This window comes from Amycolatopsis acidiphila (assembly GCF_021391495.1).
Taxonomy (GTDB): domain Bacteria; phylum Actinomycetota; class Actinomycetes; order Mycobacteriales; family Pseudonocardiaceae; genus Amycolatopsis_E; species Amycolatopsis_E acidiphila.
Genome location: NZ_CP090063.1, coordinates 5,361,055 through 5,373,171 on the forward strand (window position 1 = coordinate 5,361,055; position 12,117 = coordinate 5,373,171).

Genomic DNA, 12,117 nt, shown 5'->3' on the forward strand with positions numbered 1-12,117 from the left:
TTCGCAATTGCTGCCGGCCGTCAGCTCGATGCCGAGCTCTTCGCGTGCTTCGCGGTGGCAGGCTGCCAGCGGCGGCGACGCCGAGAGCCGCTTCACCAAGGACGAGGTCCTCACCGACGTCACGCTCTACTGGCCGGCACCATCGGCTCGTCGATGCGCCCGACGTTTTCACTGTTCTGACCAGGGGAAATGCAGCTGATCGTGGTTTTCCCAGCTGCGCTACCGGGAGGCCGGAACGGGTGCCCGCCGTGGTTTTTCCGACCAACCGCGACCGCCGCTACGGCGCGGCGACCGCATCTCGACCAACCGCGACCGGAAACGGGCGGCCGACGGTGAGCGACCACTGGTGGGCGAAGCGCTGCCAGCGGCGCGCCACCGTCGCGGCCCACTCCGGGCGCGGCGTGATCCGGGTGACCGGTGGCGCCGGCAGCCGGGCGCCCTGGGTGGCCGCGACCGCGATGGCCGCGGCGCCGACCGCGGGCAGGTGGGATTCGACCACCAGCTCGACCGGTCGGCCGAGCAGATCGGCGACGAGCTGCGACAAGGCCCCGTCGACGCCGAAGTTCCCGGTCAACAGCACGGGGCCGGCGGCCGGATCGGGCGCCGGAAGGTCGGCCGCGCCCATCTCCAGTACCAGGCGGGAGGCGAACACGACGCCCTCGGCCATTCCCCAGGCGGCCGCGGCGGTACCGGTGCTGGGCAGCAGACCGACCACGGCCGACCGCGGCCGGTCCAACCACAACGGTCCGCGCTCGGCCGTGACGTGCGGGATGAACACGGGCGCGTCCTCGACCTCGTCCGGCCGGGCCGCACCGGCGGCGGCAATCATCTGCCGCACGGCGTCTCCGCCACTGCCGTACCCGAGCAGCCGCGCGCCCAGGGCGAGGGCATCGCCTCCGTTGGTGGCACCGTGCGACAACCACCGCCCGGGCACGACGTGCGCCCGGGAGATCGCGGCCGGCATCGGGTCGGGCGCGCGCCGGCCGGTGGTGATCACATGGGTGGTGCCGACCGTGTAGAGCGCTCGCCCGTCCTCGTCCAGGTCGAGCAGGTAGGCCGCGGCAGCGGTGTCGGCCGCGCCGACCGCGACCGGGATGCCCGGCGGCAGGCCCAGCAGGCGACCGGCCGGCTCGGTCAGCTCGCCCAACACGGACAACGAGGACCGGATCTCCGGCAACAGCGTGCGCGGCACGCCGAACCGGGCGGCCAGATCCGCCAGCCACCGCTGCGATCCGTCGGTACTGGCCATCAACCCGACGTAGGATGCCTGGGTGGGATCCAGCGCCGGTCGGCCGGTGAGGAACTGACCCAGCCAGGTGCCGACGAACCCGAAGGTCACGCAGTGGTCCGCCAGGTCCGGCCGCTCGCGCAGCCCGACCGGCCAGGCCATGGCCATCGTGGTGGCGGGAAACGCGCGGTTGCCCACCAGTTCGGCCTCAGCCCGGGTGCGCAGCCCGTCCGCGCCCGCGCAGTGCGCGGGCAACTCCGGATGGTCCCAGCCGACACCAGGCCCGAGCGGCACCCCGTCGCCGTCGAGAAACAACGCCACCGGTGCGTGCATGGCCAGACCGACCGCGACCGCCCGGGCCCGCGCCGGCCCCAGGGCGGCACACGCCTCGACCACGCTGCGCCGCCACGGCCCGGGGTCCACCCGACCGACGCCGAGGGTGCGCGTGTCCGGGTGGGACGCCGACCCACGCGCCACGACCCGGCCGTCCGGCTCGACCAGAACCGCCTTGGTCGCCGAAGTGCCGAGGTCAATGCCCAGATACAGCCGATCGTGCATGTCCGCTGCTTCGCCTTCTCGTCGAGCCTTCGCTGACCGTCCCGATGTCGCCGGCCGGGAGGTCAGTCCAACAGCTTGGCCGCCGTCTCGGGGCGCTCGCCGTCGTGGACCACGGCGCGAAGGGCGGTGACCATCTTGCCCGGGTCGACCGCACCCCAGACGTTACGTCCCGCGGTGACGCCGTAGCCGCCCGCCTCGACCACGGATGCGGCCTGGCGCAGCACGTCCAGCGGGTTGTCGGCCTTCGCGCCGCCCGCGGCGACCACGATCGCCGGGACACCCTCGACGACCTTGGCGAACTCCGCGGTCGAGCCGGTGTACCAGGTCTTGACGACGTCGACGCCGATCTCGGCCGCGGCCCGCGCCGCGTACAGCACAGCCTCGGTGCTGCCCTTCTTGTCCTCCGTCCACAGCTCGCCGCTGGGGTAGGCGTGACAGACCACGGGCATCCCGACCTCGGCGGCGCGCGTGGTCACCGCGGCGAGTTCGGAGAAGCCCTCGACCTGGTGGGACGAACCGGCGCTGATGCCGACTGCGACCGCGTCGGCGCCCAGCCGCAGCGCCTCGTCCACGGTGCCGACTACGGCCTCCCGGGTGAGATGGAAGTCCGCCGAGAACGCGGAGACCTTCATGATGAACGGCACCGGCGCCGTGTTGTGCGCGAACACCGCCGCGGCCAGGCCCTTGAACATGGTGATCGCATCCGGCCCGGCGGCCGCGATACTGGCGTAGGTCGGCGCGATGTCGGCCAACCGCGGCGCTACCCCGCGCGGCATCGCCTGGTCGAGCGCGACGGTGACGGTGCGCCCGCTCGCGCCGAACAGGCGACGCATGCGGATGGTCCGGCCGAGCGCCGCGGTCGCGCCGTAGGGCGTGATGCGCAGCGCCTCGCGCGGGAAGCTGACGGCGGGCAGTGTGGTGTCCGAAACGGAGGTCACGGAATCTCCTTGTTGATGATGTCGATGAAGTCGCGGCGGGAACGGCGCAGGTCGGCGAATGTCGGCGGAGGCCGGCGGATGTCTAGGACCACGGCCGGACACCGACGCGCATGTCGCGTCCCGAGGCGGCCAGTTCGATCGCCTTGACCGCGTCGGCCAGCGGCAGTTGGGAGCCGACGAGGTCGTCGACCCGCAGTTCGCCGGTCCGCACCCAGGCCGCCACCTGGTGGAAGTCCTCGACCCGCGAGGACGAGGCGCCGACCACCGTCCACTCGTTGTAGTGAATGTCGTTGGCCGGGATTTCCAGCAGCGTGCCCTCGCCGCTGAAACCGGCGAACACACTGACCCGGGCGCCCGGAGCGAGCGCGCCGAGGTAGGGGTGGACCGCGTCGGTACGCCCGACCGCGACCACCAGCACGTCGATGCCGGCGCCGCCGGTCCAGTCCAGGATCTGCCGGGCGGTCCCGGCGCCGGGCGCGAGGGTGAGATCGGCACCCGACAGCTCCGCGACGGCGCGTCGCTCGGGGATCGGGTCCACGGCAGCGATGCGCTCCACCCCGAGCTGTCGGGCCAGCCGGATGTGCATCAGGCCGAGTGGCCCGCAGCCGCTGACCAGCATGGTCTTCGCGCCGCGCGCGCCGGCCAGCCGCTGCCCGTTGTACGCGCAGGCCAGCGGCTCGACGATCGCCGCGGCGTCGGGTGCGACGCCGTCGATCGGCACCACGTTCCCGCGGCGCACCGCCTCCGCCGGAACGCGGACGTACTGCGCGAAACCGCCGGGTAGCTGATAGCCGAACGCGACCCGGTTGCGGCAGATGTTGGGGTGGTCGCGCGTGCACGCCACGCACTCGCCGCACGGCAGCAGCGGATACACGCACACCAGCCCGCCCTCGGACAGGCCGTCCGGCAGGGGCCCGGCGGAGTCGACGACGGTGGCGGAGAACTCGTGCCCGAGGACGGTGGGATAAGTGACGTTGCGCTTCTTGCGACCTTCATAGATGCGCACGTCCGTTCCGCACACCAGGGCGGTTTCGACGCGCAGCAGAAGGTCGCCCTCCGCCAGCCGCGGACTGTCGGCGTCTTCGACCTTCAGGTCGAGTGGTGCGTGCAGGATGGCCTGCTTCATGGCGACACAACTCCTTACAACACAAGGGAAAAGGTCAGACTCACGCCGGGTGGGGACAAACCGGTCGGGGGACCGGCGATCCGGCGTACTCAGCTCGGCGTGGCGCGCTCGGTGGTGACCGGGCACACCACGATCTGGACCTGGGGATTGGCTTCGCGGAAGGACCTGATCAGCTCGGGATCGGCCCCGTCGTCGGTCACCAGCGTCCACGGCCGCTCCAGCGGCGACCAGTAGGACGTCCATCCACCGGTCAGCTTGGTCGAGTCCGCGACGACGACCACGGTCCGGGCATGCGTGGCCATCATCGTCTTGAGCGTGCTCTGCTCGAAGGTGCGCGACGCCACGCCACGCTCCGGATCGACCGCGTCGGCCCCGATGAAGGCGACGTCCGCGTGCAGCGAGCGCACCATCTGCTCCGCGGTCGCCCCGCTGATGGCCTGGTTGATACGGCGCAGCCGGCCGCCCAGCACGACGATCTCGGTGTCGCCGTACTCCAGCAGGGCACTCAGGGCTGCGACGCCGTTGGTGAAGACGGTGAGTCCGGAAATGGTGCGCAGCACCCGGGCCAGTTGCTCGGTGGTACTTCCGGCGTCCAGCAGCACCACCTGGTCGGGCTCGACGAACTCGGCCGCGGCCAGCGCGATGGCGCCCTTCTCGGCCGCGTTGGCCTGTTCCCGTTGCCGGACTGACAGCTCCGCCGACGGCATGCCGAGTACGGCGCCGCCGTAGGTGCGGGTGATGCGCCCCTCGGCCCGCAGCTGGCCGAGATCCCGCCGCACGGTCGCGGTGGACACGCCCAGCGTGGTGGCCAGTTCCTCCACCGGCAGGGAGCCCTCGCCGCGCTGGACGAGCAGCTCGACGATCCGTTCCCGGCGTTGGTGGCCCGGCATGCGGTTGCCCGTGCCCTCCACGGCACCCTCCCAAGTCTCGGTGCTCACAACGAACAGATCATGTTCAGATCAAGCAGGCCGGTGCGCAAGGGCTGTGCGCCCCGGGTGGCAATCACCCGCCCGACCGTCGCCTCGTGATCATATCGCGCAGGCTTTGCACGATTCAAGCATACTAGAGTGGTCTTGACAGCAGCCAATGCGCAGTTAGAGCATGCGTCGATACAAGACCCGCCCGTACCGTGAGCAGATCGTGCAGCGGTGCGGTGTGGGTGACCATGCCGGGAGCAGTCCCGAGTGGAGGAACACATCGTGGTGGAACAAGACTCCTTGGGCACAACCAGCGCCTCCCCCCGACCACGACCGGAGCGATCCAGGGTCGGGGCGACGTGACATCGGTCACCGCCGAGGACCAGTGACTGACCCAATCACGACTGAGAGGACGCGCTGATGACGCAGCATGTGCCGGCCGGACCGGTACCCGTGGGCCAGGTGGTGGAGCTCAACCACGAGCTCTATCCCGGGGTGCCCACCTATCCCGGGCAGCCCGCGCTGGAGACCGAGGTCATCCGGACCAACGACCACGACGGGTTCCAGCTGACCCGGCTGCACCTGAACACCCACCACGGCACGCACGTGGACGCCCCCTCGCACTTCGTGTCCGGTGGTCGCGAGACGCTGTCGGACTTCACCGGGGCCCGGCTGGTCGGCCGGGGTGTAGTGCTCGACGTCCCGGCGGGCCCGGACGAGGGCGTGACCGCCGAGCAGTGCGCGGCGGCGCTGGACGCGCAGGGCGGCCAACTCCCGGACAACCCGATCGTCCTGTTGCACACGGGCTTCCAGGATCGCTACGGGCTGGACCCGGAGGTGCACGGCACCCGGCACCCGTTCCTGACCTCGGACGCCGCGGAATGGCTGGTCGCGCAGGGCACGAAGATCGTGGGTATCGACGCGACGAGTTTCGAGCGGCACGGCAGCGAGATTCCCACCACCACCCCGGCCCACAACCTGCTGCTCGGCGCCGGCGTGCTGCTGATCGAGGAGCTCGCGGGGCTTGCCAAGGTGACCTGGCCCAACCCGCTCGTCGTGGTGGCGCCGCTACCGCTGCGCGGTGCGGACGGGGCACCCTGCCGCGTTTTCGCCATCGAGATCTGAGGTGTCGTTCCCGCGGGATGTGCGCATCACGCGGCGGGCCGATCCAGTCAACGACCACAGCCGACCTCGGCGACATTCCCTGTGCCGCCGTGCGGACGGGTGTGAGCGAGCCGAGTGCTGCACGAAAAAAGAGGATGAGATATGGCGGGCGTCAACGACACCGACGTGCGCGGGACGGAAAGAAAGACCCGTCTCGGCATGCCGGTCGAACTATTCTGGGGATACATCGCGATCGCCATCTTCATGGTGGGCGATGGCATGGAACAGGCGTTTCTGTCGAAGTACATCATCGACCTGGGCTTCTCGTCGGTCGACGCCGCCCGGCTCATCACGGTGTACGGCGTCGGGGTCGCGATATCCGCCTGGCTGGCCGGTGTGCTCAGCGACATCTGGGGACCACGTCGCACCATGACGACCGGGCTCGTGGTGTGGATCGTGTTCCAGATCCTGTTCCTGACCGTCGGCGTGCGGTCCGGAAACTACCCGGCGATGGTCGTGCTCTACGGATTGCGCGGGCTGGGATACCCGCTGTTCGTCTACTCCTTCCTCGCCCGGATCGCCTATGTGGCCCCACGACATCGGTTGTCGGCGGCCATGGGATGGTTCTGGTTCTCCTATTCGGTCGGCTATCTGGCTATCGGCAACTACCTGCCGAGCTTCGCGATCCCGGCGCTGGGCTACATCGGCACGCTGTGGATGGAGGTCGCCTGGATCGCGGTCGGCGGGCTCATCGGCATTTTCCTGGTCCGGACGAAGGTCGACGCCGCGCCTGAGCCGACGACCTCCGACTCGAAGGTCCGGAAGGCGGTCCGGGGTGTCACCATCGCCTGGCGGGTACCGCGGGTCGGGGTGGCCGGCATCGTCAAGGTGATCAACCAGTCGGGGCTCTATGGGTTCCCCGTCATGCTGCCGATTTTCCTGACCACCAAAGAGATCGGCTTCACCGTCCCGCAATGGCTCCAGATCTGGGGCACCATGGGAGTGGTCAATCTGATCTTCAACGCCATCTGGGGCGCGCTCGGCGACAAGATCGGCTGGGCCCGCCAGGTGCGCTGGTTCGGCTGCGTCGGCACCGCCATCGCCTCGCTGCTGCTGTACTACGTGCCCGAATGGACCGGCCCCAACTTCTTGGCGATGGTCCTGACGGCGTGTTTCTTCGGCATCACCATGGCCGCGTTCGTTCCGCTGTCGGCGATCATCCCGTCCCTGGCGCCCCGCGACGAGAAGGGCATCGGCATCTCGATCCACAACCTGGCCTCCGGACTGGCCAACCTGATCGGACCCGCGATCGTCGGGGTGACCCTGTCGCTGGCCGGTTACCAGGCGGTGGTGTGGGTGTTCGCCGTCATCTATCTCATCGGCGCCGGGCTGTCCTTTCTGATCGGTGGGGAACACGAGAAGCACCCGGCAGTCGAGCCGCAGGAGGCCACCCCCGCGGCGAGTTGAGTCACGGCGCCGCGGCAACGGCAACGGGCACGACAGGCAGGTTCCATGACCGCGAGGCGTTCCACCCCGCGGATCGCGGATCACGCCTGTCGTGCCCGCACAGTTCTGTCACCCGTGGGGGCCCGGGCGGGGCGTTCGCCACGCTGCGTCAGTCCCGCTCGCTGATGCCGGACGCTGCGGGTCTGTCGGTGGTGCCGGATGCGCCGTTGACGTGCTTCGCCTCTGCTACCGGTACCGCGAGGTAGCTGCCGAACGGTTCGTGTTCGGCCTGCTCCCTCTTCCTCGCGCGCCCGCTTCTCCAGTGCCTGGTCGGTCAGGGTCGGGTCGGGTCCTCCCAGTGCGTTCGCGAGCGCGGAGTTGTCGGCGATGAAGAGTCGTTTGACCGCGCGGGCTTCGGCGTTGGCGTCGAGTACGGAGTCCTTTTCGGACTTGCCCATCCGCATCGACGACTGGGCGTGCAGGACCAGCGGCGCCCGGTCAATGCGGTAGACCTTCTTCGCCCGCCGCCGTGCGCGCACCGGCGGGCTCGGGACCGAACCGGCAGCGAAACCACTGCGTCGGAACTGCCCCTCGCCGTGCGGTTCCGGGTCACCGGCCGCACTGGTCGTTGCCCGCGATGGTGGCGGTCGCGTCATGGTCGTACACGTCGACGATCAGCCTCAGTTGCTGTCCGGACATGGCGTTCAGCTTTCGGCGGATGCGGGCTCGACCGTGGCTTTCGCTGGGCCGGAACGGAGCCTGTGCCCATTGAGCTTGCGGATGAGGAACGGCACCAGCAGGCATACGGCGAACAGGCGCAGGCTCTGCACCGTGGACACCACGGGGACGTTCACGCCGGTTGAGTCTGCGGTGGCCAGCACGGCGTTGATACCGCCGGGCGTGGTGGCCAGGTACGCCTCGAGGAACGGCATGCCGATCGCCTCGGCCAGTAGCCAGGCCAGGCCTGCGCAGGCCGCACAGACCAGCAACGTGGAACCGATGAGGTAGGGCAACAGCCGGCCGACATGACGGATGACGGGCCAGGTGAAGCGCAGCCCGACCTCCAAACCGACCACGACGAAGATGACGTCGCGCAGCGGTCCGGCTGGGGTGAACCCGCTGACCGCCTGGGTGGCGACGGCCGTCGCGGCGACCAGCATCGAACCCAGCAGAACCGGTGCGGGCAGCGAGAACCGCCTGCCCAACTGGCTTCCCAGCAGGCAGATCGCGGTCAGCACCACCAGGCCGGAAACCTGGTTCGTCGCCGCGATCAGGTGCCCTGGGGTGGGCAATCCGAGTACGACCGCGCCATCGTCCGTCTCCGCCGGAGGGGAGGGCTGCACGGCCAGGGCGATGAAGGGCGCCGTGAAGGCCACCAGTCCTACCCGAATGTACTGGGCGAAAGCGACCAGGCGATCGTCGGCGCCCACATCGCCGGCGCAGGCGACGATCGCCGCGGAACCTCCCGGCGTCATCCCGAGTACGGAATCGGGCAGGTTGATCTTCGTCATGCGCGACAGTCCGAACGCCACTGCGAAGCAGATACCCACCGTGGCCAACGTGACCGCGGCCAAGGGCAATGTGGTCGTGGCGACCGCGCGCAGGGTCTGCACGTTCAAGTAGGTCCCCATCAGCGCGCCGACCAGAGCGTGGCTCGACCCGGTGATCTGCCGGGGCAGGTCGCGCTTGATGATTCCGGTCAGCGCGAGCGCCGCACCGACCAACATCGCCACCAGCAACTGGGGAGCCGGAACCGCCACCGCTTCGGCAAGTTCGGCCAGGGCATAGGACACTGTCAGGACGGCTGCCCACTGCAGCAGGGCAAGTCCGGAAGCGGCGTAGCGTCGCGGCGCATCGAGGGCCGTCTTGTTCGTGAATGCCGTCACTGTGTCGTCCTGATCTGAGTAGGTCGGGTAGACGCCCACCCAGGCGACGGCGGTTGGGTAAGTACCAACGCTGATGACCGTACTGTTACTCAGCGACCGGAAAGTAACTCGAAGTGAACGATGCGTGACTTGTCCCTCGTCGCTCGCGACGGCGCGTCCGGCTCCGGTCACCAGCACTATCTGCATCCGGTTTCCCAGAGCCGGCAGCGGGCGCCGTGACAGCGCCTTGGAACGCGGCCGCTCTCGATCGACGGGTCTCAGGGGCGCACGGAGCGTCGCTCGTGACGCGGTCCACCCGATTGGCCTAGTGGACGCGACGACCTGCGGAGTTGTGCGAGTTGGGTGGAAAAAAACCGACGAAAGTACCGAAACCGTCGCGTGATCTTTCGGCAACACAGTGGTTACATAGGTGGCGAATACACATCAACGCACAGTGATGATGGCGTGACAGTGCTCTGTCGTCGCTCTGCTTCACCAACTGCCGGAGGATCAAATGTGCGGAATCACCGGGTGGGTCTCGTTTGGTCGTGACTTGCGCGCGGAAGAGGTGACCGTCAACGCGATGACCGAGACGATGGCCTGCCGTGGTCCGGACGATCGCGGTACCTGGGTCGTCGAGCATGCCGCACTCGGGCATCGCCGGCTCGCCATCATCGATTTGCCGGGGGGCCGGCAGCCGATGTCCGTGGAGACGTCCGGCGGTCCCGTGTCGATGGTCTACTCCGGTGAGACCTACAACTTCGGCGAGCTGCGGGAGGAGCTCTACCGGAGAGGCCACCGGTTGGAGACCGACTCCGACACCGAGGTGGTGCTGCACGGCTACCTCGAGTGGGGTGAGGCCCTGGCCGAGCGTCTCAACGGGATGTACGCGTTCGCCATCTGGGACTCGCGCGAGAACAAGCTCGTGATGATCCGCGATCGGATGGGCATCAAGCCCTTCTACTACTACGAGACGCCCGACGGAGTCCTGTTCGGGTCGGAACCCAAGGCGATCCTGGCCAACCCGATGGCCGAGCGCACCGTCACCCTGGACGGCGTCCGTGAGCTGTTCGCCTTCGTCAAGACTCCCGGTCACGCCGTATGGGAGGGAATGCGCGAGGTCGAGCCCGGCACCGTCGTGACGGTGAGTGCCGGCGGCCTGCGCATCCACCGGTACTGGACCTTGGAGACCAGGCCCCACACCGATGGCCAGGAGGCGTCGGTCGCGCATGTGCGGGAACTACTCGAGGACATCGTGCGCCGTCAGCTGGTCGCCGATGTACCGCGGTGCACCCTGCTCTCCGGCGGTCTCGACTCGTCGGCGATGACGGCGATCGCCGCCCGGCAGTTGGCCGAGAAGGGCGAGACGGTCCGCAGCTTCGCTGTGGACTTCGTGGGCCAGACGGAAAACTTCATCGCCGATGACCTGCGCGGCACTCCCGACACTCCATATGTTCACGACGTGGCGGAAAAGTCCGGAACCGAACACCAGGACATCGTGCTCGACTCCCGCGAGCTGGCCGATCCCGAGGTGCGGGCGAAGGTCATCCGCGCGCGTGACATCCCGATGGGGCTGGGCGACATGGACGCCTCGCTGTATCTGCTGTTCAAGTCGATCCGTCAGCACTCGACGGTGGCCCTGTCCGGCGAGTCTGCGGATGAGGTGTTCGGCGGTTACAAACAGTTCTTCGATCCGAAGGCTCAGCAGGCCAACACGTTTCCCTGGCTCGTGCAGTTCGCCGAACATTTCGGCGACGACAACAGTATCCTCACCCCGGCGGTGACCAAGGCATTGGACATGGGCACCTACGTGCAGGATGCCTACGACACGTCGGTCGCCAAGATAGTCCGGCTGGACGGGGAATCCGATTTCGAGTGGCGGATGCGGAAGATCTGTTACCTGCACCTGACCCACTTCGTCCGGATCCTCCTCGACCGTAAGGACCGCGCGAGCATGGCGGTCGGCCTCGAAGTCCGGGTGCCGTTCTGCGATCACCGGCTGGTCGAATACGTCTACAACACGCCATGGTCGTTGAAGACCTTCGACCACAGGGAGAAGTCCTTGTTGCGTGCGGCGGCCAAGGACGTGCTGCCGCAATCGGTGGTGGATCGAGTGAAGTCCCCTTATCCGTCCACCCAGGACCCGACCTACGCGGTGGCCCTGCAGGATCACGGCAAGCGCCTGCTCGGCGACAAGAGCCACCCGGTGTTCGAACTGGTCAGCACGGACTGGCTGGCCAGGGCGGTCTCAGTGGACACGCCGCAGGTCACGCAAGCCTCCCGCCGTGGACTGGAACGGACACTGGACCTGGCACTGTGGCTGGACATGTACAAGCCCACCCTTAAACTGTCGTGAGTTCCCTGGCCCCGATCTGATAGGTGATGAGCGCGCAGTGCCGGTGAGTGAGGAGGACGCACTACAGCTGGTCGTCTCGCTACACCGGCTCTTGCGCAGTCTCCGGCGGGCCAGTGCGAACACGCATATTTCGCCCACCCAGCTCATCGTCATCGCGCAGCTCATGGAGCACGGCCCGTTACGGGTCGGCGAGCTGGCCGACCGCGTGCCGTGCTCCCAGCCGACCGCGACCACCTGCGTGGCCGGCCTGGAGGCCGGCGGCTACGTCCGCCGCGAACCCGACCCGACCGACGGCCGGGCCACCAAGGTGACGGTCACCGACGCCGGGCGGCAGGTCCTGCTGTCGATGGCGCACAGCGAAGCCGCCACCTTGACCGAACGACTCGATGTCCTGCCTGCCGAGGAGGTCGCCCTCGTGCTGGCCGCCACGCCCGTCCTCCGTGCCCTGACCGACCTCCCCCAGTCCCGGACACCGATAACTCCCTGATGACGCGGAGTGGCCCTGTTCTCGATCCATGACCGCCACCTCCACGCCGGGGAGTGGCCTGCACGGTAGCCGCGCTGCTCGATGCCGTGCTC

The 12,117-nt window shown here is 68.6% G+C and carries 9 protein-coding genes and 1 pseudogene; 4 read left to right on the forward strand and 6 right to left on the reverse strand.

All coding sequences use genetic code 11. From position 1 onward, the window contains the following. Nucleotides 1-277: 277 nt before the first annotated feature. The 4 genes from LWP59_RS26255 to LWP59_RS26270 all read right to left on the reverse strand — a co-directional run bounded on the left by LWP59_RS26255 (nt 278) and on the right by LWP59_RS26270 (nt 4,788). Complete coding sequence (locus LWP59_RS26255) at nt 278-1,786, reverse strand: xylulokinase (protein WP_144638206.1); 1,509 nt, start codon at nt 1,784-1,786, stop codon at nt 278-280. Nucleotides 1,787-1,848: 62 nt separating this feature from the next. After that, entirely contained in the window at nt 1,849-2,724 is an 876-nt protein-coding gene (locus LWP59_RS26260; protein ID WP_186383227.1) for a class I fructose-bisphosphate aldolase, read from the reverse strand. Nucleotides 2,725-2,806: 82 nt separating this feature from the next. After that, complete coding sequence (locus LWP59_RS26265) at nt 2,807-3,850, reverse strand: alcohol dehydrogenase catalytic domain-containing protein (RefSeq protein WP_144638208.1); 1,044 nt, start codon at nt 3,848-3,850, stop codon at nt 2,807-2,809. 89 nt (nt 3,851-3,939) lie between these two features. Continuing rightward, a complete protein-coding gene (locus tag LWP59_RS26270; RefSeq protein ID WP_144638210.1) occupies nt 3,940-4,788 on the reverse strand; it encodes a DeoR/GlpR family DNA-binding transcription regulator in 849 nt (282 codons plus the stop codon). A 399-nt stretch (nt 4,789-5,187) separates the two neighbouring features. Between LWP59_RS26270 and LWP59_RS26275 the strand changes: the two genes are divergently transcribed. Together LWP59_RS26275 and LWP59_RS26280 are read left to right on the forward strand one after the other, a co-directional pair. Next, the gene (locus LWP59_RS26275; protein WP_144638212.1) at nt 5,188-5,892 is read left to right on the forward strand and encodes a cyclase family protein; all 705 of its coding nucleotides are present in this window, start codon (nt 5,188-5,190) and stop codon (nt 5,890-5,892) included. 141 nt (nt 5,893-6,033) lie between these two features. Beyond that, entirely contained in the window at nt 6,034-7,338 is a 1,305-nt protein-coding gene (locus LWP59_RS26280) for an MFS transporter (RefSeq protein WP_144638214.1), read from the forward strand. A gap of 80 nt (nt 7,339-7,418) precedes the next feature. Here the strand turns inward: LWP59_RS26280 and LWP59_RS26285 are convergent. After that, nucleotides 7,419-7,877: pseudogene (locus tag LWP59_RS26285) on the reverse strand (GMC oxidoreductase); the annotation flags it as partial. Nucleotides 7,878-8,021: 144 nt separating this feature from the next. Continuing rightward, entirely contained in the window at nt 8,022-9,389 is a 1,368-nt protein-coding gene (locus LWP59_RS26290; protein WP_144638216.1) for an AbrB family transcriptional regulator, read from the reverse strand. 307 nt (nt 9,390-9,696) lie between these two features. Here LWP59_RS26290 and asnB point away from each other — a divergent pair, with 307 nt between their 5' ends. Together asnB and LWP59_RS26300 are read left to right on the forward strand one after the other, a co-directional pair. Further along, a complete protein-coding gene (asnB, locus tag LWP59_RS26295) occupies nt 9,697-11,538 on the forward strand; it encodes an asparagine synthase (glutamine-hydrolyzing) (protein ID WP_144638217.1) in 1,842 nt (613 codons plus the stop codon). A 43-nt stretch (nt 11,539-11,581) separates the two neighbouring features. Then, on the forward strand, nt 11,582-12,025 hold the full coding sequence (locus tag LWP59_RS26300) for a MarR family winged helix-turn-helix transcriptional regulator (RefSeq protein ID WP_229858222.1): 444 nt from the start codon (nt 11,582-11,584) through the stop codon (nt 12,023-12,025). The last annotated feature ends 92 nt before the right edge of the window (nt 12,026-12,117 follow it).

Coding starts and splice junctions, on each gene's coding strand:
- asnB (WP_144638217.1), top strand. CDS start 9,697: ATGTGCGGAATCACCGGGTGGGTCTCGTTTGGTCGTGACTTGCGCGCG.
- LWP59_RS26275 (WP_144638212.1), top strand. CDS start 5,188: ATGACGCAGCATGTGCCGGCCGGACCGGTACCCGTGGGCCAGGTGGTG.
- LWP59_RS26255 (WP_144638206.1), bottom strand. CDS start 1,786: ATGCACGATCGGCTGTATCTGGGCATTGACCTCGGCACTTCGGCGACC.
- LWP59_RS26290 (WP_144638216.1), bottom strand. CDS start 9,389: ATGCAGATAGTGCTGGTGACCGGAGCCGGACGCGCCGTCGCGAGCGAC.
- LWP59_RS26265 (WP_144638208.1), bottom strand. CDS start 3,850: ATGAAGCAGGCCATCCTGCACGCACCACTCGACCTGAAGGTCGAAGAC.
- LWP59_RS26280 (WP_144638214.1), top strand. CDS start 6,034: ATGGCGGGCGTCAACGACACCGACGTGCGCGGGACGGAAAGAAAGACC.